The organism is Alcaligenes sp. NLF5-7 (assembly GCF_024266725.1).
GTDB classification, from domain to species: domain Bacteria; phylum Pseudomonadota; class Gammaproteobacteria; order Burkholderiales; family Burkholderiaceae_B; genus Alcaligenes; species Alcaligenes phenolicus.
Map to the genome: position 1 here is coordinate 2,823,230 of NZ_CP100755.1, position 25,286 is coordinate 2,848,515.

The window sequence follows — 25,286 nt, forward strand, 5'->3', positions numbered from 1 at the left end:
TTTCCTTGCCTGTTTTGCTAGACTTGTTCAATCAGCTCGCGTAGTGCCTGGCACACGGCAGCGGCTGTATGAACTTGTGTTTCAGTTTGTTGAGTATTTTGCCTGAAATTCTGTTCCAGTTCTTTCACTCTGTCCGCGATTTCATGCAGACCCATTACCACCAGAGCTCCAGCCATGCGATGCAGGACGGCCTGGCTTTGCGCCGCGTTTTGCTCTTGCAGGGCTTGTTCCAGAGTCTGTAAATCCTTGCTCATGGTGCTGCGGAAAATATCCCGATAGCGTTTGGGCACAGGTGAGGTAGCTAACGATTCCAGCAGACTGCTCAGGGTGGCCAGATTCATGGGCTTGACCAGGCATGCGTTCATGCCGCTTTGCGTACAGCGCTGGGCTTCGTCGCGCATGGCGTTGGCGGTAATGCCAATGATGGGTGCATTCATGCCTTGTGCACGCAGTTGGCGTGCCAACTCGTAGCCCGTCATATTGGGCATATTGACGTCTGTCAGTAGCAAATCATGGTTGTTGTCATCCCACAGACTCAAGGCCTCTTCGCCATCTTGAGCCAGGGTTACCTGATATCCCAAACGCTCCAGCTGTTCCCGCAAGGTCGCCTGATTGAGCGGGTTGTCTTCAGCGACCAGCACATGCAGGCCTGGGCGGCTGGGGGGCTTGATCGCTGTTTTGGCGGGTGGCGTGGACTCCAGGATTTGTGCCGGCGTGGCATGTTGTTGTGCCCGCCAGCGCTCCAGGGAACGAGCGATGCTTTCGGGACTGGTGCCATCCGCCTCGGGCAAGGTACTACTGCCATCGCGTGCCGAGACACTGAGGTAGGGGCCGAGCCAATGAGGTACCGGCTGGCTGCCGGGCATCATCACATCCAGCAAGATCTCTTCGGCCTGGCCTGTCAGAGAGTCGCTGGGCAGCAGGGCTTGTGCCTGGGCATTCCAGCGGATGAGCCAATTGCAGATTGACTCGGACAATTCGGCATGGGGTGTTCGCACATGCAGCTTCATGCCATTCAGATTCGGGGCAGGGAGGGCTCCGGCCTCTGTGGGCCCTATGTCCAGGTTTAGCGTAAAGGAGAAACTGCTGCCCAAGCCTGGCTCGCTGGTGAGTTGAATCTGACTGTTCATCAGTTCGGCCAGACGGGCACAGATGGACAGCCCCAGGCCTGCTCCGCGTATGGTGTGCTCGCCCGCGTGGGCGACGTAGAAGGGGGTAAATAGCTTGTCCTGTTGTTCGTGCTCGATGCCCACGCCACTATCAGCTACCTGAAACAATACTTGCGCTTTGCCCTGGACAACCTGCTCAAGACGTAGCCGCACAATAATGTGGCCAGCCTGGGTGAACTTGACGGCATTGCTGATCAGATTGCTCAGTATCTGGCGTATGTGCAACGGATCGCCCAGGACGCAACGGGGCACATCCGGGTCTACATGGCAAAACAGCAGCAGATTTTTTTGCTGCGCCATGGCGGTATAAGTGGCGGTGCAATCCTGGACCAGAGCAACCGGGTCCAGGGGGACAGACTGTACATGTGTCTGGCCCGCTTCAATCCGGCTGATATCCAGAATGTCGCTGATGATTTGCAACAACTGGCGCGAGGCCCCTTGAATTCGGTCCACTTGTTGATGTTGCTGGCTATTCAGCTCCGTCATGGACAGCAATTCCAAAGAGCCCAAAACCCCATACAGGGGAGTGCGGATTTCATGGCTCATGGTGGCCAGAAAAGCAGACTTGGCGGTACTGGCTTCATCGGCGGCGGCGCGAGCGCGCTCCAGTTCGCGCTGGATTTCTTCTTGTGCCGTCAGGTCCATCAATACACACAGCAACACATCCTGCTCGTGATAGCGGCTGGGTGCGCAGGCCAAATGCAGGCTGCGGCCATCTGCCAAATCTACTTTGCCCTCGGTCGCTTGCGGTCCTTCTTGCTGCAGCTCGTCCAGGGCTAAGGCCAGAGGAGCTTTCTCAGGCAAATTATCTCCGGCATCCAGTCCCAGCCATTCCAGTGCCTGGGCATTGCCAAAAATAATCTGCCGCTTTTCTTTGCTGATGACGCACAGGGCTACCGGCGAGGTATCGATGATGCTGCGGTTAAAGTCCCGGCTTTCCAGCAGCGCTCGTTGGGCCTGGCGAGCTGGTTCCACTACGCGGCGTCCGTACCAGCGCGCATAGGCCACGCCGCCAAGCAAACTCAACAATAAGAATGCCACGGTGCCCAAGGGCACCCAGGTGCTGTTCAGCAACTGGCTGGGGCTGATCAGGTAGCGCCCTGTCCAGGTGCCGGAAGGGTCGCGTACTTGAAAGGCCAGGCCCTGCAGGCTGATGCTGAAACCGTCGTGCTGCAAGTTCGGGGAGTCGTTTTTACCGATCAGCAAGCCCTGGTCGGCATGGTGCAGCCAGAACCGATAGCCGACAGGCGCTTCGGATTGATTGAAAAATTCACGCAACCTGCCCTTGTCAAACAGACTCATGGCCTGGAATCGGGCAGGGTCTGCACCCGGTACGGGCAGGCCGGGCAAGGCAATCGGGATGATGCCCAGCATATGCAAAGGGTGGTCGGGCAAGGAAACCCATTTCACGGGCTGCGGGCCGGGTAAGGGTGTGCTTGAGGGTTGAATATGTTCGCGTGCTTCCTTGTGCGAGGCAATGGGCAAGACCGTATCCGTGCGGGAGGATTCCAGCTCCGGAATGCTCAGGCTGTCCTCCATGTCGGGATGGAACAGGAACAGGTAGCCGGACGGAAAATAGGATCTGGCCCAAAAGGACGCAAAGCTGTCGGCCAGATCAGCCCCCAAGGTTCCGTAGGCCTCTTTGGGGGCGCGGCAGTGCTGCTCGCAAATCATGGAAAACGAGACGCTGGCTGTTGGCCGCCAGATACTCACGGAACGGCCGCTTTCTACCGGAGGAGGTTCTGGCTCCGGCCCGGCTTGCAGTTTGGCGGCATCTGCCTTGAGCTGCGCTAAAAATCGTTCCTGTTCGTGGATATAGGCCACCGTCACGGCGAAATCGGATTTCAGACGATGGCGCTCTTGGCTGAAAAAATGCTGGCCGCCTACGACCAGAGCGCCCAGCAAAACGAAGGAGACAGGAATAACGCTAAGCAATAGTCGCGTGTGTCCACGCGAGCGCCGCGTCATACGATTAAAAGGTGAGTTGGCCATGGTTCTCCGTGAGGTCGCCGATTTGGGCAATTCCTGCCGTATCATACCGCCCTGCGCCGCGGTAGCGACGTAGCATTTGTGGCGGGTCGGGCTGGTTTAGAGGGTCGGAGGCTGCAGGCTATCGCGCAAGGCGGCCATGGGCAGAGGTTTGATCAGCAGGGCATCCATGCCTGCGGCTGACCATTCTTTGTCTTTATCCAAAATGGCATTGGCGGTAATGCCAATAATGCGTCCCTGGTAGCCTTCCGCACGCAGGGCGCGGGCCAGAGAGTAGCCGTCCATGCCGGGCATGAACAGGTCTGTAAACACAATATCAAATTGATCTTTGTTTGCCAGTGTCAAGGCGGCTTCGCCGCTGGCTTCCAGATGAGTCGTGCAGCCCAGTAAAGTCAATTGCTCCTGAAGAATTTGCCGGTTAACCGGGTTGTCGTCCACGACCAGTACACGTTGGGGGCGTACGGAGGGTTTTAATGTCTCTTTGGTCGGCTGAGGCGCGCAATCGAGCGCTTGAGCCTGCTGCACCGCTTGCATGATGTGTTTCATGGCGGTCGAGGCAGTGTAGAAGCAGTCGGGATTATCGGCTTGAGGGGGTTGGGTCTGGGTATTGGGTTGAACCATGACCTGGCGGCCAGTCCACTCAGGTGTACTGGTGGCAAAAGACGGCCAGCTATGCACCAGCACAGCCCCCGGTTTGGCGACTTGCCCGGTGTAGGGCAGGGCATAGGCACCCCAATGACGGAGCCATTTGCTGACGTTGGAAACGATTTCCGGGATGTCTCCAGTTACATAAACGGGGCGGAACGCCAATTGGGACTCGGGAGCCGGAGCTGTGCCGGGCGGGGAGGCCACAGGCAGAATCACTTCAAACGTGATACTGGTGCCCAGGCCCGGTTCACTGACCACAGACAGAGAGCCGCCCATCAGGCTGGCCAGGCGCTGACAAATGGGCAAGCCCAGACCCGTGCCAGGCTGCTTGTTGGCGCTGCCTTCGTTAAGGCTGAAATAGGGCAGGAACAGTTTGGGCAGAACCTCTGCACTGATGCCCTGTCCGGAGTCCGTAATCTGAAAGCGCAGTAACAGGCGGTTGCCCGGCTGGGGTTCAGTATGCAGACGCAGCACCACATGGCCAGAAGTGGTGAACTTGATGGCATTGCTGATCAGGTTGCTCAGAATCTGGCGAATCTTCAGGGGATCACCAATAGTGGGAACCAGGGCCCTGACAGGGGTGATGGAATACAGTAGCAAGCCCTTGTTTTGTGCGGTTGCAGCAAACGCTGCAATAGTTTCATCCACCTGCTCCTGCGCACAGAATTCGCGCGGTTCCAGGGTGACGTGCCCCGCTTCAATACGAGACAGGTCCAGCGATTCACCCACTACCCGGAACAGTGTTTCGGCCGAGCGGCGCAAGGTGTCCAGATAGGGCGAAGGGTGTTGCTGCTTTTCGGACAGAGACAGGAGCTCCAGCGTCCCTAGAATTCCGTACAGGGGCGTGCGGATTTCATGACTCATGGTGGTCAGGAATTGAGTTTTGGCGATGTTGGCGTTCTCGGCCAGTTGGCGGGAGTGACGCAGGGCAGCCTCTTCGGCTTTTTCAGCGGTGACGTCAATAATGGAGCATAGAGCCGCGGGCTGTCCGCGGTAATGCAAGCTGATGGCATGGACACGTACACTGCGCCCGTCCTTCAGGGTAACGTCGGTGCATGTGCTGGGCTCATGCTCACCGGGTAAGCGCGTACGCCATTGATCATCACCTTGCATCCAGGTGCGTGCCTGCAGGTTTTCTTGAAAAACCACTTCACCTTGAGCGTCGACCAGGGCCAGGCCGACAGGAGCCATGGCAACCAGCTTGCGATTCAAGGACACGCTATCGACCAGGCTTTGTTGCTGCTGGCGCGCAGGTAGCAACAAGCGCCTCCGTATCAGGCAAGCGCCGACCAGAACAACGGTGGTAAAGACGGTGAGGGTCAGCAAGGCCGTGATCAAGGCATTGCGGCCATCGTGCAATAACTGTTTGGTGGGCAGGGCGTAGAGTACGCGCAGGCCGCCCGTCCCAATGGATTTGCTCAGGATGATATGTTTGGGCCAGCCTTTGCCGTCAAAACCAAAGTAGTCTTGCTGAACCCAGCGCAACTCGGACGCATCAGGCGGGGAGCTGCTGTACAAAACAGCTTGCCCGCGTATATCGAACAAAATGTATTCCGTGCCAGGTGGTGGTGGCGTCAAGGTCAGGGCGCGGTCGATATTGTTCAGTTCAAGACCCAACCAGGCTCCCTGACGGTTTTCTCTGTCTATAGGGGTGTAAGCCACCAACTGCGAGAAAGAGTCATTGTCCTGGTGTAGCCAGAGTACGGGAACTTGACGGGCGTGAGGCTGTTTATTGATGGTGTTCAGGCGTGTGGCTAGCGCATTCGCCTGTGGTTCCCAGAACCGGCCCTGGCCGTCGCGCTCCAGACGGTAGTCTCGGGCAGGATCCAGCTCGCTGTATCGCAAGGTGCCTGTGCGATGGATGGCATTCCAATGGCGGCGCGTCAGTAAAAAGACGTAGTGATCGGCTGAGCCATTGTTCGGGGTGTCGAGCGTTTCCAGGTTTTGTCTATTGGACGAGAGCTGCACGGTGTCGGGAGAAACCGCTGCTGCGGCCACGGCGCGCAGCAGGACCTCACGCTGGTCAAAAAATAATTGGGCGTGGTCGGCAGCACCGTTCAGTTGCCGACGGTACTCGGAAATCAGGTGCGTAGCCGATGCATACAGATATGCCCCGGTGCCCAAGGAGGCACACAGGATAAGGATTAAGGACAAGGCACCCAGCAAGACGCTGGGAAAGCGAGGAACCTGCATGCAGGGCAGGTTCTCTCGCATGGGGCTGCCTCTTAGCTGAACGGGCCTCATACTGTTCCGTCCTGGCTTGCGCCTTGGTTGGCCAGATCGCCGGGCAGCATGGGATCGGGTTCACGCTTGACACAGTTCAGGCGAAGCAACTGATAGTTCAGGCTTTCGGCTTGTTCGGCCAGCTCGTAGCGGGCGCGACACAGCTGACCATTACGGCTGATATCCAGATAGCCGCGCATTTGTTCAGGGGAGACCATGGTCAGGATACGGCCACGCGGGTCGGTCATGCCCAGTTGCTGGCCGGCGGCATCCCGCACCATGGCGCCAAAGGGCAACGCTGCACCTTGCTCATCGCGCAATTCAAACTGTACGCGGTAACCGACTTCGGCCTTGAAAGTAGCCAGGGCAACCGCACCGCGGGTAGGGACGATTTGCTGCACGGCGTTGTCGAATTCGGCATTGCGCGGGGCGTTGCGTGTATCCAGGCTGACGTGGTTGCTGCGGTAGGGGGTGGCATTGGGGATGATGGCGTAGCCGTTCGAGCCGGTCTTGACACCTGCGTGGCTGGATACGCCTACCCCGGCTACAGGCGGCTCTACTTTGGCCAGCATGATGGTCTCGCCCAGCGCCTGCCCCAGGTTTACCCCACCGCTATGCGCGACAAGCGAACCATTGGCCGAGAAATTGCCGGAGCTGTGCTGACTACCATAGGAGTAGCCGGCATTCATGCGGGCAAAAGAGCTTGCTGTTCCTACGTTGACCGAGGCGCTGCTTTCACCGGCAGCACTGCGGCCACCAGCAACGGCGTAGCTGATCTCGCGCTCGGTAGGCAGCAGGCCGCTGGCACCGGCCTGGACAGCATTGCCACTATTGTCGTGGCTGACCGTGGTGAAGCTTTGCGGTGCATTTTGTCCGCTGCCCAGGGGAATGCTCAGAGTCAGCATGACCGCGTTGTCGTGCGAGCGCGAAGGACCAAAGGAAGACTGCAGGTTCCGGGTACGGGTGTACGACAGGTTGTAGTTCACCTTGCCGATATGGTTGCTGTAGCCCACCGACAAACTATTGGAGGAGTTGTTCTCCCAGTTCTTGTTGTAGGAAGCGCTCAGGTACAGATTGCCACCGCCTACAGGTTGGCTGATATTGGCATCGATGCGCTGGCGCGAGTCACGTTGACCGTACAGGCGCAAGTGCGCTGGTGCTTCTGTGGCGGTGACGTGATCGGACAGGGTGCGATAGCCACGGCTCAAGTCGTGACGCATATTGATGGACACGTTCGAGCCGGTAGCCTCGATGAACTTGTTGTAACGCAGGTTCATGCTGGTGCCCTGGGATTGCTGGCCCTGGACACGACTGGTGGAGCGGGTCGCATCCAGCGAGACCGCACCCAACTGGGTGTTCATGCCGACCCCCAGGGAATAGGCATTGAAGTCTTTGGACACCTGCACCCCGGCGGCCAGGGTGGTGTTGGCGCTGACGCCATACAGCATGGAGCCGCTGACAAAGTGGGGACGCTCCTGCATTTCGTCGTTCAGGCGCAGTTGACCGGCGGCGATGTCATAGCTCAGGCGGCCTTCACGCACCATCAAGGGCGGGGCAGAGAATGCCTGGCGCAAGATGCGACGCGAACCATCGGCTTCGATAATGGTGATTTCCAGATCACCGTTCGAGCCCGAGGGCGCCAGGTCACTGATGGCGAAAGGACCGGGGGCGACGTTGGTGGTGTAGATCACATAGCCGTTCTGGCGTACTTCGACCGTGGCATTGCTTTCGGCCGTGCCACGGATAACCGGCGCGTAGCCCTGCTCGCTGTCGGGGCGCATGGCCTCGTCCGAGAGCATCTGCACACCCATAAAGCGCACACTGTCAAACAGGGGCGAGCGGGTATACGTCTGCCCGGCCAGCAACTGGCTTTTCAGGGACACGATATCGCGCTGGGCATAAGTGTTCTGGCTGGTAAAGGAGCTGGAACGATTGGTGCCCGAGGTGTAGTAGGAGTTGTTGCGTATGCGCCAGGGGCCGATGTTCACACCCAGGCGCAGGTCTGCACTCAGGTGGTTGGTGGCGGACATGCCTTTGCTTTGATCGCGGCGTACATTGACACCGTAGTTCACAAAGGCAGCTGTCTGGCCTTCGTCCCACAAAGAAGGATCAACATAACCGCGTTTGCTGGGGCTCAGGTAGATCTGCGGGATGCTCAGCAGCAGACGCAATTGGGCACTTTCGTAGACCACCGTGGCGTCGGGCACAATTTCAGGCAGACGCAAGCAGGTGGACTCGGCCGACACGGGAGCGGGCAATTTGCTCAGATCAATCCCGATCTGCTCGAGCATCTCCTGGTCAAAGCAGGGCTCGTTTTCGTCCGTACGCGGGTTGCGTTTGAAGGTGATGTCGCGTCGTCCGGTACGCTGCTGGTTCACGTACAGGTCCACGCGCTGTACGCCTTCAGCGACGTTGCTGCTCGAGAGCAGGGTGCGCAAGTCGGCGGTGGAGGCGTTGCCTTGCAGGAAGGCCATGTTAAATGCCATGGAGTCACCGCTATCCAGAGCAGCAACTTGTACGGGCTCTGTCTTGTTTTCTTCGGGAGCGGGCACGGTAACGGAGGCGGTCGTCTGAGCCTGGGCAGCACAAGCTGCAAATACCATGCAGGGCAGCAAGGCAATCCGCAACGCGGCCAGTGGCTGGCGGCTGATGGGATGAATGCGATGGCAGAACAGATGGTTTTTTGTGAACATGACTCTGCACCCAGGGGGCGTGATTGACGATTTGAAGACGTGCAAGGGCTCCTGCTACTGGCCGGGTGCCAGTAGCCGAAAGGGTCAGACGTGAGAAGCGGGGAGTGGGCGGCGGGTCGTGCCGCCGGCTTACGGAGTGTCCGAGCTCAAGGCGCGGGCCTGAACTTTGCTTTGGCCGTTCAGGCGAACTTCATAGGGATCGGCGCTGCCGTAGTCGCTGATCGCACGAAACTGCAAGGTGTCTTGTGCGCCGGAGCGACCCAAGGGCAAGCGACGGGTCTGGCCAGGGGCAATCATGCCGGGGTCTTCCATTTCCTGGCCCTTCGCAGTGCGCAGGGTGGACATGGACACGTGGTAAGCGCTGGGGTTGTGGATCTCCAGCATAGGTGCGCCCTGAGCGTTGACCACGGACCACTGCAAATCGGCAGGGGCCTGGGCGGCCGAACCGGGCAAGCCGTCAGGACGGAAAAATAATTTGATGCGTTGGCGAATGGCTATCTGCAGCTGATTGTCACTGGGACTTTGTTGTGGGATTTCCTGGATGTTCAGCCAGAGCACGGTTTCGCGGTCACGAGGCAGGCCCTGGTCACCACCGGCATAGAGCACACGCATCACTTGCTGGCCGTTAGGGGCAACTTTGACCAGTGCAGGGGTAATGGCAAAGGGGAGTTCTGCTTGATCGTGATCGGTATTCGTTTCCAGCCAGGACTGAACCAGGATGGGCGAATTGTCGTTGCGAACCACAATGGACGCTTCTTGCTGCTTCTCGGGCAGGATCAGGCGGGTACCGCTCAAGGAGATGGATGCCTGGGCCTGGTTGCTCAACAGCGCAGCGCTCAGGGCCAGACATCCAAAAGCCAGTTTCTTGAAAGTTAAGATGGACATGGTTCATTCTCCTTGAGGGGTTAGTTCTGGCGAAAGGGATAACCCTTCGCCAGAGGTTCAGGCAGTCTTATTCGTAAGACAGCTCGTAGGCGACGGTCGCGTTGGCTTGGCCACCGACAACATCAGCAACGTCAGCACCGGCCTTGCGGGTGTAGTAGGCGGTCAGAGGAATGTTGATGGCGCCGTCAGCGTAAGGAGCTTCCAGCTTGGCGGTGCCGCTGGTGAAGTCCAGAATGGTTTGGTCGCTGACTAGCATGATCTGCACGTTCTGGGCGCCGCCAGTGACAGCAATACCCTTGCCGGAGGTCGCGGTAGGAGCCAGCTTCAGCTCAACTTTGGTGCCGGTGGCACATTCGATCTGCATATCGATGTTCTTGGAAATCGAGGTGATGCCGCCTGTAGAGGTAGCGGGCGTCGCTTCCGTGCCCAGAGTCTTGGCCGACACAGGGCCCATATCGACCAGCATGTTGGCACCGGAGCTGGAAGCACCAGGAGAACGCACGGTGCAACTGTCAGCGTTGATGCTGCCCACAAAGTTGATGTTGCCGCGGGCAGCAGTCGTGAGCTCGGCTTGGGCACCGGTAGCAGCAAAAGCGGAAAGGATAGTGAGGCCGAAAAGGATCTTTTTCATGATTGATTTGACTTCCGATTGTTGGACAAACGAAGCAACCTTGTTGTACGCCTTGGGGCGCTCTAAGGTTCCCAGGAGTGTGCTCTGTTTGGGCACAGTTGAAGTTTAGGAAATCAATCGGGGAAAAGATTTAGGACTATTCTTAAAATGCAGTCCTATTAATTGAGAATGTTTTTTTTAATTGTTTTTTTCTGTCAAGTGGCTTGTTTGCTTGGTTTGCAATTCTTGACGATTAAGCTTGATTGGGTTTGAGTATCTATTAAGAGCGGAGAAATAACTCTAGGAATAATCTTAAATAATTGAATAGACCGTGCTTTTAAAATTTCATCATTAATTGGCTCCGATAGGGGCTGCAAACGAATTTTGATGAATGGGATGCGTGGTATGTGGAGCCGTATACTCAGGAAGCAGGAGTTTTCCCGCCAGCGATTCGTGTGGGCTAAAGCACTGATGCTGCCCATTGCCCTGCTTGTCGGGATGGGCCAAGTCCAGGCTCAGTCAACGAGCTGTTTCAGATCCAGAGACCTGACGGCCAGCTCAAGCTGGAGCATGGCCCCTAGCGGCACCGTCTTTAAAAATGGCGATATTGTAGGGCGTACGTCTGCCTATGCTGAGTACTACCTGCCCCTTGCTCACGGCGAAACAGTGAATGTCTATGCAAGCGGGCAGATAGCGGATAACGCTTATCAAGCAGTTCCCTTGAGTGGGATGCCAGGGTTGGGTTTGGTCGTTCGCTGGGCGGGGTACGCCTCCACTGTCTCTTTGACGCCAATCGGACCAAGTGCTCCGCAGGGAACGATTATTTCCAGTAGCCCGTGGATTTCTGTGCTACGAGCGCGAACAACGGCCAGTTACACGCTGGCCCAGTTCTACAGTTTTGAACTGGTGGTTATTGATGACAAGGTATATAAAGGCGGCAAACTGACCTTTACTGAAGCCAATAAAGTCCTTGTTATGACAGCCAATCAAAAGGGCACGGCTAATGCACAGCTTTGTATTAATGGATTCGTGGACCCCATGGCGGCTTTGACCGGCACCGTGCAAGTGCCTGAGTTGCCCAAACCTGCTCTGCCCAGCTGTAAGTTCTCGACCAGTACCTTGACTCAAAATGTGGTTCTGGGACCCGTTGATCCCGGTCAGATTGTGCCTGCAGGTGCAAGTCGCTCTTCAGGTGCGTCAGGGCAAGCCCATTTCTTGATTGAGGGAACGGGGTGTACCAAAGACACCAAACTGAATATCTATTTCACCGACACCAGGGATAGTGCAACGAATAAAAATTATTTGCTCTCAAGCAACCCGGCAGTCGGGGTACGTTTGTTTCATCGCGGTGAATCTGACCCCCTGCCTTTTGGTCCTGCGCCTTCAGGCTCCTGGGTGCCGTCGCGTTATGCGCCTTCTGTAGGGCCGGCTCTGACGGATGGTGCTGTACTGTCTACCGGTTTTACCGCTCAGTATGTACGGCTTCCCAATAAAACCGAATCAGATGTCAGACCGGGGCCTTTGGAAGCGGCTGCAACTTTTGTGATTGTGTATCCCTGATACGCAGGAAGAAAAAAGCGGAGCCAAGGGGCTCCGCTTTTTTTATTTGCTGGTGGCGGGTTCCTGCCAGCGTAAATAGGCATTGCGGGTTTGGGTGGACACGGACTCCAGCACCTTTTGATGTGTCACCTTATGGCGTGCCAGCAGGCGTGCATCTGCCACTGTTCGGGATTTGCAGAACCAGTGGCAGCTGTGTTGAAACAGGTATAGCTCGGCGGACAGATGAAAGGCCCGGCTTTTTGGGTCCAGCTGTTCGGGGTTGTCCACCATATGACGCAGCCCGGCAGCATGAATCTGCAATAGCTGGCGGAAGTCGCGCGTCATGGAGGGGATGATGCGTTCGGCATAGGGCACGCAAAAGGGCAGCATGCCTACTCGGGTGTTTTCTGCTGGTTCTTTTTGCAGAAGGTCAGCCAGGGATTGAATCTGGGTGGCTACCGCGTTTTCGGTCTGGGCAAACATCTCCAACACCTGCAGTTGGCGTGAGGGGTCTTGTTCGCCAATCGCGCGGGTATAGCCTTCCGTCAGCGTTTCCATATGACGTTCCAGCTGGAAGCTGCTCAAGTGGCGACCCAGCAAGATAATGCGTCCGCGTTGATACCGTGCCCGCACAAAGTGCAGGGCTATTGCGGCGACCAGAAGAAGAATTACTGTGTCCATCATCCGTGTTTCCGTGCAGGGCCAGGCACCTTGTTGTTTTCTGCTGCAGCGCCAAGCCTGGCTATAAAAATCTCGGCTGCCAAATAGCAGCCGGCCATTGTATCCCGCCATTCTTTATTCTTGTTTTCATTCTTGTCGGGGATTGCCACCAGTGAGGCCAGGTGGATTGCATAGACGGAAATCGCTGAAGAAGGGGGCAGTCCCCCCGAGCAGCCCCCAAGCTTGAAGACGAATTCAAGCTTGGGGAACTACGTATGTGTGGGGTGCGTCCTCCAGGTAGAACGCAGCCCTTGGTGCAAGGGCTGACTATAGGAGGGCTGGTGTCCAGGTTGCAGCTGGGTTCCAAGCTGCAATTGGCTCTGTTCTCACGCTTTTCCAGCGGCTGGCAGGGCGGGGCTGTCGGATGCCCGTACTTGCTCCTGGCTGATCTGACGGACTACCAGCAGCATGCACAAGGCCGAAACAATAATGCAGGGAATTGCCGAGCTGATGACGCCAGCGGCTCCATATCCCTGGCTAAGCAACATGCCTGCAAGGGTTGGACCCAGTGTTGCGCCGATACGGCCAACGGCTGCAGCGGTGCCGACGCCAGTGGCACGTACGGAAGTAGGGTAGACAATACCGCCAAAGGCATACAAGACGCCCTGGCAACCAATCACAAACGCACCCGTCAGTGCGGCAGCCCAATACATCTGCGTCAGGCCGGATGCGGCGTTCAGGCTTAACAAACCAGCCAGAATACCGCCGTACATCAGTGCAATAACCAGGGTTTTGTGCCAGCGGTCGGTCAGATACCCTAACAAGACGGTGCCCACGGTTGCGCTGACCATGAACCAGAATTGGGCTGTGCTGCCTTGCTTGCGGCTAAAGCCCAGCTCCTGGAACAGGGAAGGAAGCCAGCTCAGCATCAGGTAGACAACCATCAGCGTGAAAAAATAGCTGACCCACAAGAGCAGGGTGCGGGTGGCCAGACCATTGCTGAACAGATCCTGGAAGCGCCCTTGAACGACAGCAGGGCTTTGTCGAGCCTGCAGGAACTCGCGTGATTCGGGCAGGAACCATACCATGACAGGAATAACCAGCAGGGGGAGCAGGCCGCCCAGATAGAAGATGTTTTTCCAGTTTTCACCAAAGTTGGAGGCAGCGACCAGTGACAGAATGGCGGCCCCAACAGGCATGCCGGCATACATCATGCCCACTGCACGGGCACGGTGTTCCGGTTTGACGGATTCGGCAGCCAGCGTAATCAGATTGGGCATGGCCGCGCCCAGACCTGCTCCAGCCAGAAAGCGGACCATCAACAGGATGGCCAGGCTATTGACCCAGGCAGTGAACAGGGTAAACAGGGCAAAGATGGCGACCGAGGCAATCAGCACGGCCTTGCGACCGTATTTATCGGCCCAGCGTCCGCCCATCAGGGAGCCGGGCAGTAGCCCCAGAATGCCCGCACTTAGAAAATAACCTTGGTAGGTTTTATTCAGACCAAACTCTGCTGCTACGCCTTTCACGGCAATACCAGCAGCCTGTATGTCCATGCCTTCGATAACGGCGATCAGAAAGCAGATCGCCACGGTGATGACCGCATGTCTGCGGCCTTGAGTATGTGTCATTGCTATGTCTCCTCGGTTGACCGGGACGTTTTTCTTGTTGCTTCTGCCCCCTGCCCGCCCCGAATTCAGGGTGCAGAAACCCGCTCACTGCGCGGCAAGGCAGCGCTGAGCGGGGGTAGAACTTTTTTTAGAGTCTCGGAATCAAGCTGTGGCGCCTTGGCGCTGCAGCAAGTCCAGCGCCACGTCCACAATCATGTCTTCCTGTCCGCCCACCATGCGGCGTTTACCCAGCTCGACCAGAATGTCCACGACTTTCAGCCCGTACTTGTTGGCTGCGGCTTCGCTGTGGCGCAAGAAACTGCTGTAGACACCGGCGTAACCCAGGGCCAGGGTTTCACGGTCCACACGGACCGGGCGATCCTGCAGCGGGCGCACAATGTCGTCGGCGGCATCCATCAGGGTGTACAGATCGGTGCCATGGTTCCAGCCCATGCGCTCGGCAGCCGCAATAAAGACTTCCAGCGGTGCATTGCCGGCACCGGCGCCCATGCCTGCCAGGCTGGCATCAATGCGGTCGCAGCCTTCTTCAACGGCCACAATGCTGTTTGCCACGCCCAGGGACAGGTTGTGGTGGGCGTGAATGCCGGTCTGGGTTTCAGGCTTGAGTACATCCTTGAAGGCCCGGAAGCGTTCGCGCACATCGTTCATGTTCAAGGCACCGCCCGAGTCCACCACATAGCAGCAGGTTGCCCCGTAGCTTTCCATCAGCTTGGCCTGTTCGGCCAGATGCTGCGGACTGGTCATGTGGCTCATCATCAAAAAGCCGGCGGCATCCATGCCCAGCGAGCGGGCGTATTCGATGTACTGCTTGCTGACGTCCGCCTCCGTACAGTGCGTGGCAACGCGTACGATGCGTGCGCCGGCGTCGTAGGCGGCTTTCAGATCATGAATGGTGCCAATGCCCGGCAGCAGCAAGGTGGCAATCTTGGCGTGCTGCACGACCGAGGCCACTGCCTCGATCCACTCCAGATCAGAGTGCGCCCCAAAGCCGTAGTTGAAGCTGGAGCCGCACAGCCCGTCGCCGTGGGCCACTTCAATCGAGTCCACCTTGGCCTGGTCCAGGGCACGGGCAATGTCGATGGCGTTCTGCACGCTGTACTGGTGACGCACGGCGTGGCTGCCGTCGCGCAAGGTCACATCGGAAATAAAAAGCTTTTTTTGTGAGTCGTGTGCCATGTTCGTGTCCTTGCTAATCATGCGGCCTGCGTCAGCAAGCGGGTTTGTGCCAGACGCTCGGCACAGGCCAGGGCGGTGCTGGTCATGATGTCCAGATTGCCTGCGTAAGCGGGCAGATAATGGGCCGCACCTTCTACCTCGATAAAGACCGACGTTTTCAGACCGGAGCGCAAGCCCAGACCAGGTACATTGATGGGCTGGTCTTCCCGGATCAGGTCAAATTGCACTTTTTGCTTGAGGCGATAGCCGGGCACATAGGCCTGAACCTTGGCTGCCATAGCTTCAACCGATTGCTCGATTTCAGCCTCTTTGCCCGGATCCGTCAGGGTGTAGATGGTGTCGCGCATCAGGAGCGGGGGCTCGGCCGGGTTCAGCACAATAATGGCTTTGCCTACCTGTGCGCCGCCTACCACTTGCATGGCTTTGCTGGTGGTTTCCGTGAACTCGTCAATATTGGCGCGCGTGCCGGGACCGGCCGACTTGGACGAGATGGAGGCAATGATTTCCGCATAGTGCACGGGGGTGACTTGCGAGATGGCCGCGATGATGGGCACGGTGGCCTGTCCGCCGCAGGTCACCATATTGATATTAGGCGCGTCCAGATTGTCTTCCAGGTTCACCACGGGCACGGTGTACGGGCCAATGGCGGCAGGCGTCAGGTCAATCACCTTGATGCCGTGTTCTTGCAGCAGCGCATTGTGGCGGGCATGGGCCCCGGCACTGGTGGCATCGAACACAATGCGAATGTCCTGGAAGTTGGGCAGCTTCAACAGCCCTTCAATACCTTCATGGGTGGTGGGCACGCCCAGCCGTGCCGCACGGGCCAGGCCGTCCGAGCTGGGGTCGATACCGACCATGGCACCCATGCTCAGGTATTTGCTTTGGCGCAGTACCTTGATCATCAGGTCGGTGCCGATATTGCCCGAGCCAATAATGGCGACGGCAATTTTGGGGTTTGTCATGTGTGTTACTCCGAACAAAGAGGACTTAGCCTGCGCTGAAGGTGACCGATACCGAGCCTATGCCCTCGATCACGGCTTCAAAGTGATCGCCACTGGCCACCGGCGCCATGGGGCCCAGAGCGCCGGTCAGAATGACATCCCCGGCCTTGAGCGGATCACCCAGTTTGGCCAGGGTGCGGGCCAGCCAGGCGGCTGCATTAAAGGGGTGGCCCAGGCACTCGGCACCACTGCCGCTGGAGGCCGCTTCGCCGTTACGCAGCAGTGTCATGCGGGCGGCGCGCAGGTCCAGACCATCCAGGCGGCGAGCGGGTCCGCCCAGCACATACAGGCCGCTGGAGGCGTTGTCGGCCACGGTATCGACAAAGCGGATGTCCCAGTTTTCGATGCGGCTGCCCACAATTTCCAAAGAAGGCATGACCCAGCCTACGGCGGTGGCGACATCCGCAAAGCTGGTGTCGGCGTGGGGCAGGTCGCGCTCCAGAATCAGGGCGATTTCGGCCTCGATCTTGGGCTGCAATACACGTTCGAAGGGGACGGTGTCGCCATCGCCATAGGCCATGTCGGCAAACAGGGCGCCGAAGTCGGGCTGGTCCACGCCCAACTGCTTTTGCACTTTGGGGTTGGTCAGGCCGATCTTGCGGCCCGTCAGGCGGCGTCCCTGCGCTACGCCACGAGCAATATTGATACGCTGGATGTCGTAGGCGGCCTGGGCATTGTCTTCACCGATCAGAGCGCGGATCGGCTCAATGGCCTGACCGCTGTGTTCGGCCTGGCGCAGGCGGGCAGCCAGCGTGTCCAGCAGTTCAATGGATGATTCGCTCATCTCAACGCTCCAGGAAGTCCAGAACCAGCTGGTTGAACTTCTCGGCATGTTCCCATTGCGCCCAGTGGCCGCATTGGTTGTAGACGTGCAGCTCGGAGTTCGGGATACCCGCCAGCAAGCGCAGGCCGGTGTCAAAAGGAACGACACGGTCCTGACGGCCCCAGATGATCAGGGTGGGGGCGGTGATGCCGGGCAGGCGCGGGCTGAAGTCGGGGAACTGGCGCGGGTTGGCTTCCAGGGATTTCAGGAAGTTTTCCAGATGATCCTTGCGGCTGAGCATATTGTTCAGACGGGCTTGCAGCAGCTCTTCGGTCAGAACGCTGGCATCGAACACAAAGACATTGTTAAAGCGCTTCAGGTTTTCCAGCGTAGGTTCGCGGTACAGGCCGTTCAGCAGCTTGATGCCTTCGCTGGGCATGGGGGTGAACAGGCTCATGCCACCTGTGCCGCCGCCCATCAGAACCAGTTTGGCCACGCGTTCGGGCCAGGTCAGGGCAAAGGCCACCGAGCTATGTCCGCCCATGGAGTTGCCCAGCATGTGAATCTTGGCTATGCCCAACTGGTCGATGATGCTTTTGACGACACGGGCATTCAAATCCGAGCGCGAACCGCTGTTGACGATGGAGTCGCTCTTGCCCCAGCCGGGGCAGTCAATCAGCAAGACGCGATAGCCGGCCTGGGTCAGGGGCTCGATATTGCGGTTGAAGTTGGCCCAACCGGTTGCACCGGGGCCAGAGCCGTGCAGCATGACGACGGTCTGTTCGCCCTGGCCCAGATCGTTGTAGTGAATGCGCAGTTCCTTGCCTTCCTCGACCACGGTCGCGAAACGGCTGTAATCAGCTTCATTAAGACTCATGACAATCTCCTGATGTTTTGTTGTGGTGGATTTCAGTTCTTGCTGGGATGGGCGGACAAGCCGCCAAAACCGGCAATCCACTCGGGAATTTCGCGGTAGTAGCGATGGCCTGCTTCGTAAGGGCCATAGGCCGACAGCCCGGCAAAGGCGGCTACCCAGGTTTTGACTTCGTGGGCGCTGCGGCCTGCCAGGGCGGAGACGTCGTCGTTGGCGACCTCATCGAGCTGGGCATAGCGCTGCGTTTGCAGCAGATCCAGAAAGTTCTGGTCCCATTCGGGGTTAAGCGGATGCAACACCGAGGGGTCCTGGGTGAAAGCCTTGCCAGCATCAATCGTGCGTTGGGTGCGGGCGGCACGGGCTTCGGGCGACAGGGTGTAGCCTTCGCCATCCAGGGAGCGGCGCACGGGTTCGGGCGCTTCGGCGTAAACGGGCACGGGTGGCTGATGTGACAGGCCGCCGGAACCCAGCCACAGCACGCGTTTTCCGGTAGAACGGGCCCATTGACCGATGGCTTCACCCAGCAGGCGTGCACGCTTGAACGTGGGCAGGGGGGCCGCTACCGAGTTGATGAACACCGGAATAACCGGGTACTGATCCAGACTGCCTACCAGATGCTCCAGCGGATAGGCAGCACCGTGATCGACCTGCATATCGTGTGAAATCGCCACATCCACACCGCTATTGATGACATGGGTGGCGCAGTCGGTAGCCAGCTCGAAGGGCACGTTCAAGCGCCCGGCCAGACTGCCAAAATCCCCAATCGCATGGGCCCCTGTGCCGATGCAAAAGCTGGGCATGACGTTATAGAAAAAACCATTGAAGTGATCGGGCGTGAACAGCACGATCAAATCCGGTTTGAAGGCGGCAATGCGCTCGCGGGCGGCTTTTTGTACCGCAAAGACTTCGTCCAGCACGGCCTGTGCCGGGTCGTGATGACCCAGCAAGGGGGTGTGCGATAAGCACTCCAGATGTGCCTGCATCCCGGTCTCCTGTTTTATGAGTGTGAAGGGGCCGCGACGCATGGAGCCGCGGCTTGTGCGGCAAGCGCAAGGCTCGCCCCCTGTTTGGCCAGATTGCGCAGGGCCTGGGTGGTATCGGCCCAGACCTCCAATGGCAAGATGGCTCTTTGTTCAATCAATTCCTTCAAGGGACGCATGTCGCGACCTTGGTTGACGGTGATGGCGCCACAGATGGCACCTTCCGGGTCCAGGCCGATCAGCACAAAGGGCGTTTGCTCCAGTGAGCCACGCAGGACCCAATGAGCCGCCTGCATCTCCCCGGCGAATTGAATGTTCAGGTCGCATTGATCGGTCCAGAACCAGGAGGGAGTGGCTTTGGCGGGTTCCTGGTTCAGCATGTGGCACACAGCCATCACGGCCTGGCGGTTGGCGTTCTCCCAGGTTTCCTGCCGCTGCCAGCGGCCATCCAGCCCGATCTGAACGGTGGTGTCGCCGGCGGCATAAATGCCTGGGCAGGAACTGCGACCATGCTCATCAATGACCACGGCGCCTTGCTCGGTATTTAGCCCGGCACTGTCAGCCAGGCAGGTGTCTATGGTGACGCCTACGCCGTAAATCAGCAGATCACCTTGCAGTGTCTTGCCGTTGCTGAGTGTCAAAGCAATTCTTTGTTCAGCTTCAAGGCTTGCATGCTCGACATGGGTGCCCAGATGAACGTGGACGCCACGCGCTTGATGGACGCCGAGCAAGTAATCGCTCAAGACTTCGGGAGCATTGCGCGACATGATGCGGGTGGCCGGGTCGATCAGCTCGACAGTTGCGCCCATGGCGACCAGGCTGGAGGCCAGCTCCAGACCAATCACGCCAGCCCCTACCAGCAGTGCATGACTACCGGGTTTGATCTGGGCGCGAATGCGATGGGCGTCGTCAAGGGTGCGCAGCACATGCGATACAGAACCCAAGGCATCCAGTTCGGGCAGGCGTCGGGCCTGCGCACCGGTGGCCAGCAGCAGCGAGTCGTAATGCAGGCTGTCGCCATTGGACAGGCTGACCTGACGAGCTTGAGCATCAATAGCCACAGCACGTACGCCCAGTTTCAGATCAATATTCTGTTCCTGGTAGAAACTTGCGGGGTGCAGTGTCAGTTGGGCCTGTTCGGGGTTGAGCAAGGCATCCTTGGACAGCGGTGGACGCTCATAGGGCAGATGAGGCTCATCACCGACCAGCGTGATCGAGCCTTGAAAGCCACGGCTGCGCAGTTCAGCGGCTGCTGTGGTACCGGCCTGCCCAGCTCCAATAATGAGGATATGTGGTGCTTGCATCACAGCTCCAGACCGCCAGCCACATTGCGGATGCCCCGGATACCCAGGCCCGCATCAGCATTGATCATGACGCCGGTCAGCGTCTGGTTGTTCTGGCGTGATGCCAGCAGCACAAAGGGGCCGGTAAATTCTTCCGGTTCGGGGAAGAACTGCAGGGGCAGGATGGCCTTGATTGCATCGGGCGAGCGAGAGTCCATGATGCGGGTGTCTTGCTGACCCAAAGCCTGCGGTCCGCGCAGATCGGTTTTCATGCCGCAAGGGCCCACGCCATTGACGCGTACCTTGGGGGCCAGCTCGAATGCCAGTTCACGGATCAGACCGACCGCCGCGTGCTTGCTGGCGGTGTACAAAGGGCCACCGCCTTCGGCGTAGAAGGCGGAGTTGCTCAAGGTAAAGATCATGCTGCCGCAGGATTTCACCAGCTCGGCGGCAGCCGCTTTGGCCCCAAGCAGATAGCCTTTGACGTTGATGGCAAACAGCTCATCAAAGCCTTTGTCCAATTGCTCCATGCTGGTGTTGATCAGGCGTGCGCCGTGATCCCAGACAGCCGCATTGCCGATAAAGCAGTCCAGCTTGCCAAAGCGGGCCACTGTGGCAGCGACCGCTTTTTGATTGTCGGCCGCGCTGCACACGTCCCCCTGGACGGCCAGCACCTTGCCTTCAAAGTGCTGCTCCAGCTGGGCGCATTTTTCTGCCGAACGTTCCAGCACGGCCACCTTGGCCCCTTCTTTCAAAAAGCGTTCCACCAGAGCCAGGCCCAGGCCGGAGCCGCCTCCGGTGATCAGTGCGACTTCGTTTTCAAGCCAGCCTTTCATGCCTGGGCCTCCAGATCGATATAGACCATGCCTTCGCTGATGATGACCGGATAGGTACGCAGCGCTTCCGTGGCGGGCTGGCACAGTGCCGCGCCCGTTTTCAGACAGAAGCGGGCAGCGTGCAAGGGGCACTCCACGGTGCCGTCGTCCTCGACATAGCCTTCGGACATGGACGCGTTGCCGTGGGTACAGCGGTCGTCCGTGGCGTAGAAGGTGCCAGCGATATTGAACAAGGCGATCTGGCGCTCGGGGGTGTCTATCTTCAGTGCTTCGCCATCGGCCAGCGCACCGGTTTCACATGCAGTAATGCGGGTCATATCAATCAACATCGGAAAATAAGCGGGTTCAGAACAGAACGCTTAAGTTGTGGGAGGTAATGACGACCTGATCCAGAACGATTTCGCGTTCGTACAGCTCCCAACCAAAGCGGTTGTCGCTGCGGCGCACGCAATCAATGCGTTTGCCGGCATACCAGGTCTCATCCCGTTCTTTCTGAGCGCGGTACAGGATGTAGTTGCTGCGGATCTCGTAGCCCTGGCCATCGCTCGTTGGGCGGATACGCAGATTGCTCACAAAGTGACGGGTGCGGGAAGGGGGCTCTTCCGCCCAGGCCATGCCGGTTTCCAGACGTGCGACGCGGCGCTCCAGCTGGAACTTGTTGTCGTTGAAGATCCAGGTGCTCGGTGGCTGCACACTGCGCCGACGATCGCGGGTTTGCGCATTGGTCGTGCTGCGCATGTGGTAGTGCACATCCTCGGACAGCAGGTCCAGCCAGTCACGGAACTGCCAGTCATCCAGCAGTTCGGCTTCCTGGTACAAAAAGTCGGCAATCTCGTGATGCAGCTGCATGTCGACGATGGCCGCTTGAGTCGGCTCTTGAATGACGGCGCTCATTTCACCAGCTCCTCTTCGTAGGCACGGCTGCGCTCCAGCACTTCATCCCAGGTCTCGGACACCATCAGGTCGGCCCAGTACTTGTACAGGCCACGGGCGGCGGTCTCGGAGAAGATGTAATTGGTCACACCGGGTACGCCATCGCTGCGCAGCCCTTCATTGCCCAAGCCCATTTCCATGCACAGTTGCGTGCCGCGAGCGCGTTTGCCACGCAGGATTTTCTGGATTTCAGCCCAGTTCTCGGAGTCGTCCTGCTCCAGGAAACCGGCGGGACCGAAGGCACGGGTAGCGCTGCGCTCGAAGGCGGCTTTTACATCGTCGGGGGCGGCTGCATCGGCAATGCAAAAGGCCCAGACTTCTACCTGATTGGGGCCACGGGGATGCCAGACGCGTAGTGTGGCGGTGCCGTTCAACCAGCTCAGGGTAGGGAACATATTGTTGTGACCGGCCAGGCGCAGGGCGCGGACTTCACCCAGGCGTTCGTGGGCTTCGGCATAGGTGTCGCGGAAGTACTGGGAGACTTCACCGTCCACCCACACGTTGGCGTCGGGCTGCTCGGTAAAGAAGAAGCCACTGCCATGGCCGCGCTGGCCGTACTGGACGGCGTCCTTGGCGGTTTCCCAAACCGGGCGTGCGGTTTGTCCGGCGCCCAGAGCCTTGTCCTCATCACCGGGTTTCTGGCCCAGCACTTGCACGGCAGAGGCGTGCGAGAACAGGGCGTGATACTGGTCGGAGGCAAACTGCTCGGCGGGGAATTTCCAGTTGCATTCGATGGTCCATTTCTGAACACCACCGATGATTTCAGTGCCGCCTTCGCGTCGGTCCAGAACACCGTCCAGGTACCAGGCAATGTCGCCCATGTACTCTTCCAGATCAGGCGCTGTGGCATCCCAGTTGCCAAAGACCAGGCCTTTGTATACTTTGACGCGGGTTACTTCCTGCAGGCCCCACTTTTCCTTGCACAAGCCTTGCGGATAGGCGCGTGGCTCCAGCGGTACATCCACCAGATCGCCGTTGGTGCCGTAGCTCCAGCCGTGGTAGGGACAGGTAAAGGCTTTGGTGTTGCCCGAGTCTGCATAAGACACGCGCATGGAGCGGTGTCGGCATTGGTTCAGGAAGGCCTTGATCGAGCCGTCTTTCTGACGAACCACGATGATCGGGTCCTCGCCCATATAGGTATTGAAGAAGTCTCCCGCTTTGGGAATCTGGCTGGTGTGGCACAAGAACAGCCAGGTGCGGCCAAAGATGCGCTCCAGCTCCAGCTCATAAATATCCGGGTCGGTGTAAATGGAGGGGGTGACGCGTCCATTACGTGCATCGACCAAGGCTTCGATTTTTTCAGGGTTGATTCCCATCGTTTGCTCCTCGCTATTGCAATGCGTGCTTTTGCAAAACAGGTTTTTGTCGCTAGCGGCAAAATGTAGAAGCTTGAAATGAATCCGACCAATACTTGCTTTAGATCGGGTGATCGGCAAACCCGATAAGTCCCTCTAAAACCCCTTGCTTGCATGTGGGTTTCGGTTTCAGGCCAGTATTGATGCGGCTTTGGCGACACCTAGGGTTTACGCTAGCTATGATTGCTGCGCTGCAGCATTGAAGATTGGGTCTGCTTTTCAGGGCGTGGGAGCGGCGACAATAGTGCCTAAAAGAAAGGCTTGTTTTGGTCCTCACAGCAGGCAGTGTCCAACGCTGTGCGGGTACGTTCCGGGCAGGGAACGATCAATTTGACAGGAGACAAACTTGGAGTTGCGACACTTGCGTTACTTTGTTGCAGTCGCGGAAGAGTTGAATTTCACCCGTGCTGCCGAGCGGTTGTATACCTCTCAACCCTCCTTGAGCGAGCAGATCCGAAATCTGGAAGAAGAAATCGGTTATCCCTTGCTGAACCGCACGCGCCGTAAAGTCGAATTGACCGAAGCTGGTGTGATTTTCCTGGATGACGCGCGCGAGATCCTGCACAAGGTGGAGGAGGCCGTACAGCGAGCCGGCAAGGCGGCCTCGCAGGCGCGGGAAGTGCTGACGATAGGCTTTGTGCCCGCGGCCGAGGTGCGTATCTTTCCAGCAGTGCTGCCCGCTTTTCGCGCAGCCTTTCCTCAGGTCGATGTAGTGTTGCGCAGCCTGACTTCCAATGAGCAGGAGGGAGCGCTGGCGCGTGGCGAGCTGGACCTGGGGTTCATGCGCGGCCCGGTGCGCGCCACCAATGTGTTCAGCGAAGTGGTGCTGGATGAGCCCTTGCGAGTGTATCTGCCTCAGGGGCATAGCCTGGAGGCTTATAGTCTGATCCCGCCGGCACGCCTGAATCGCTTGCCCATGATTGCGGTGGATCGTTCCTATGGCCGCTCCATGCACGATGTGCTGGCCCGCTATCTGGCTCATCATAAAGTGGTGCCCGAGCACACCTATAACTCGGCCAACCCCCTGATGAGTATTAATCTGGTCGCTGCTGGCCTGGGTTATACCTTGCTGCCTACCTACGCGGAATACTTCATGCCCAAGAATGTGGTGTCGCGCCCCTTGATCGGTGGCGGCCCGCGCTGTGAATTATTGATGGCCTATCCACGAGATACTGGCTGCATGAGCGAGGCTGCGGTCAGCCTGATAGAACGTATACGGGAGCTGGCTCGCTGGCACGGTTCGGGCCCCTCGGCTGCCAGTCATTTGAAACTGGCTCCCAGCAAAATCGCCTGTATGTAGTTGCACATACAGGCGAGGGCGTTTTTCAAAAATACGGGCTCTATCTTACTGTTTGATAATGTGGATCTCGTTTGACAGTTCAGGCGTATTTATTATTGTGTCCAGAACTGGGCAGGTTCTTTCAATGAAATTGACGAATTCTTCTATTTCTTCATCATTGTTATTGGCCTGGATATAGTATTTGCACGTAATTTTATGAAATCCCATTTTGGCCTCTTTATTGATCCCGTAGAAGCCATCTGTGTCTATTTCACCGTCCATCTCGATTTTGATGTCGATTAAGTCAATTTTTTGACTCTTTGCAAAGCTTTTTGCAGCAATGCATTTACAGGCGCCAATTGCTGAAAGCAGGGCCTCCAGGGGAGTCATCCCGCCGCTGCCATTATCTCTCTTGCCGGGTTCATCCAGAACAATGGAAAAATCCCTGGAAGTGCATTCAATCTTTAGTTGGTCTATTAACGTTGCGGTTGCAGAAAAAACGTGGTTGCTCATGGCTGTTCCTTTTGCTTATAGCTTGTTAATTGGCTAATGATTCCAGGCTTCTGTCTCTTTTTTAAAATTGGATATGGGTGTGCTTTAGTGTGCTCCGGTGGGAGCGTGCGGCGCTTTTGGGCTTGAAAGGTAGTTTATATATTTTTTTTGGCTGCGGCATTTATTTTAAAAATTAGCTGCCTAAGCTAATAACTGCCTGGTATGGCACGAGCTGCTGCTTGCAGACTCGGCAACGGCACTGGCTAT

20 protein-coding genes are annotated in these 25,286 nt (G+C 57.8%); 2 read left to right on the forward strand and 18 right to left on the reverse strand.

Annotated features, from left to right (window positions below):
* Positions 1–17 precede the first annotated feature (17 nt).
* The 5 genes from MID00_RS12955 to MID00_RS12975 form a co-directional block, all read right to left on the reverse strand.
* Positions 18–3,161: a hybrid sensor histidine kinase/response regulator gene (locus MID00_RS12955; protein ID WP_254498927.1), complete on the reverse strand. Its 3,144-nt coding sequence runs from the start codon at positions 3,159–3,161 to the stop codon at positions 18–20.
* A gap of 96 nt (positions 3,162–3,257) precedes the next feature.
* A complete protein-coding gene (locus tag MID00_RS12960) occupies positions 3,258–6,020 on the reverse strand; it encodes an ATP-binding protein (protein WP_250755974.1) in 2,763 nt (920 codons plus the stop codon).
* Between the two features lie 26 nt (positions 6,021–6,046).
* Complete coding sequence (locus tag MID00_RS12965) at positions 6,047–8,722, reverse strand: fimbria/pilus outer membrane usher protein (protein WP_250755973.1); 2,676 nt, start codon at positions 8,720–8,722, stop codon at positions 6,047–6,049.
* A gap of 129 nt (positions 8,723–8,851) precedes the next feature.
* The gene (locus tag MID00_RS12970; protein WP_250755972.1) at positions 8,852–9,607 is read right to left on the reverse strand and encodes a molecular chaperone; all 756 of its coding nucleotides are present in this window, start codon (positions 9,605–9,607) and stop codon (positions 8,852–8,854) included.
* Between the two features lie 67 nt (positions 9,608–9,674).
* Positions 9,675–10,238, reverse strand: coding sequence for a fimbrial protein (locus tag MID00_RS12975; protein ID WP_247966543.1), 564 nt, complete (start codon positions 10,236–10,238; stop codon positions 9,675–9,677).
* A 366-nt stretch (positions 10,239–10,604) separates the two neighbouring features.
* On the opposite strand from MID00_RS12975, the gene MID00_RS12980 reads away from it, so the two are divergent.
* Complete coding sequence (locus MID00_RS12980; protein ID WP_254498928.1) at positions 10,605–11,777, forward strand: fimbrial protein; 1,173 nt, start codon at positions 10,605–10,607, stop codon at positions 11,775–11,777.
* Between the two features lie 42 nt (positions 11,778–11,819).
* Here the strand turns inward: MID00_RS12980 and MID00_RS12985 are convergent, their stop codons facing one another.
* The 12 genes from MID00_RS12985 to hcaE all read right to left on the reverse strand — a co-directional run bounded on the left by MID00_RS12985 (position 11,820) and on the right by hcaE (position 23,209).
* The gene (locus MID00_RS12985; protein ID WP_238441753.1) at positions 11,820–12,440 is read right to left on the reverse strand and encodes a hypothetical protein; all 621 of its coding nucleotides are present in this window, start codon (positions 12,438–12,440) and stop codon (positions 11,820–11,822) included.
* A gap of 362 nt (positions 12,441–12,802) precedes the next feature.
* Entirely contained in the window at positions 12,803–14,047 is a 1,245-nt protein-coding gene (gene mhpT, locus MID00_RS12990; protein ID WP_250755970.1) for a 3-(3-hydroxy-phenyl)propionate transporter MhpT, read from the reverse strand.
* A gap of 141 nt (positions 14,048–14,188) precedes the next feature.
* Entirely contained in the window at positions 14,189–15,223 is a 1,035-nt protein-coding gene (dmpG, locus tag MID00_RS12995) for a 4-hydroxy-2-oxovalerate aldolase (protein WP_115634055.1), read from the reverse strand.
* Between the two features lie 17 nt (positions 15,224–15,240).
* Positions 15,241–16,185: an acetaldehyde dehydrogenase (acetylating) gene (locus tag MID00_RS13000; RefSeq protein ID WP_250755969.1), complete on the reverse strand. Its 945-nt coding sequence runs from the start codon at positions 16,183–16,185 to the stop codon at positions 15,241–15,243.
* A 25-nt stretch (positions 16,186–16,210) separates the two neighbouring features.
* Positions 16,211–17,008: a 2-keto-4-pentenoate hydratase gene (gene mhpD, locus MID00_RS13005; protein ID WP_115633973.1), complete on the reverse strand. Its 798-nt coding sequence runs from the start codon at positions 17,006–17,008 to the stop codon at positions 16,211–16,213.
* Position 17,009: 1 nt separating this feature from the next.
* Positions 17,010–17,864, reverse strand: a complete 855-nt coding sequence (locus MID00_RS13010) for an alpha/beta fold hydrolase (protein WP_060186368.1) — start codon at positions 17,862–17,864, stop codon at positions 17,010–17,012.
* A 32-nt stretch (positions 17,865–17,896) separates the two neighbouring features.
* Positions 17,897–18,844 (reverse strand): 3-carboxyethylcatechol 2,3-dioxygenase, encoded by a 948-nt coding sequence (locus tag MID00_RS13015; RefSeq protein ID WP_254498929.1) that lies wholly within the window; start codon positions 18,842–18,844, stop codon positions 17,897–17,899.
* Positions 18,845–18,858: 14 nt separating this feature from the next.
* Complete coding sequence (gene hcaD, locus MID00_RS13020) at positions 18,859–20,145, reverse strand: 3-phenylpropionate/cinnamic acid dioxygenase ferredoxin--NAD(+) reductase subunit (protein WP_254498930.1); 1,287 nt, start codon at positions 20,143–20,145, stop codon at positions 18,859–18,861.
* Positions 20,145–20,960, reverse strand: a complete 816-nt coding sequence (hcaB, locus tag MID00_RS13025) for a 3-phenylpropionate-dihydrodiol/cinnamic acid-dihydrodiol dehydrogenase (RefSeq protein WP_060186371.1) — start codon at positions 20,958–20,960, stop codon at positions 20,145–20,147. The genes hcaD and hcaB overlap by 1 nt, the downstream gene beginning before the upstream one ends.
* The gene (gene hcaC / locus MID00_RS13030; RefSeq protein WP_060186504.1) at positions 20,957–21,277 is read right to left on the reverse strand and encodes a 3-phenylpropionate/cinnamic acid dioxygenase ferredoxin subunit; all 321 of its coding nucleotides are present in this window, start codon (positions 21,275–21,277) and stop codon (positions 20,957–20,959) included. Before hcaC ends, hcaB begins: the two co-directional genes overlap by 4 nt.
* A gap of 28 nt (positions 21,278–21,305) precedes the next feature.
* On the reverse strand, positions 21,306–21,854 hold the full coding sequence (gene hcaF / locus MID00_RS13035; RefSeq protein ID WP_009459254.1) for a 3-phenylpropionate/cinnamic acid dioxygenase subunit beta: 549 nt from the start codon (positions 21,852–21,854) through the stop codon (positions 21,306–21,308).
* Positions 21,851–23,209: a 3-phenylpropionate/cinnamic acid dioxygenase subunit alpha gene (gene hcaE, locus MID00_RS13040; protein ID WP_009459253.1), complete on the reverse strand. Its 1,359-nt coding sequence runs from the start codon at positions 23,207–23,209 to the stop codon at positions 21,851–21,853. Before hcaE ends, hcaF begins: the two co-directional genes overlap by 4 nt.
* A 385-nt stretch (positions 23,210–23,594) precedes the next feature.
* Here hcaE and MID00_RS13045 point away from each other — a divergent pair, with 385 nt between their 5' ends.
* Positions 23,595–24,548 carry a LysR substrate-binding domain-containing protein gene (locus tag MID00_RS13045; protein ID WP_009459251.1) on the forward strand — a complete coding sequence of 318 codons (954 nt, stop codon included), beginning with the start codon at positions 23,595–23,597 and terminating at the stop codon, positions 24,546–24,548.
* Positions 24,549–24,593: 45 nt separating this feature from the next.
* Here the strand turns inward: MID00_RS13045 and MID00_RS13050 are convergent, their stop codons facing one another.
* The gene (locus tag MID00_RS13050; RefSeq protein WP_239054546.1) at positions 24,594–25,040 is read right to left on the reverse strand and encodes an OsmC family protein; all 447 of its coding nucleotides are present in this window, start codon (positions 25,038–25,040) and stop codon (positions 24,594–24,596) included.
* Between the last annotated feature and the right edge of the window lie 246 nt (positions 25,041–25,286).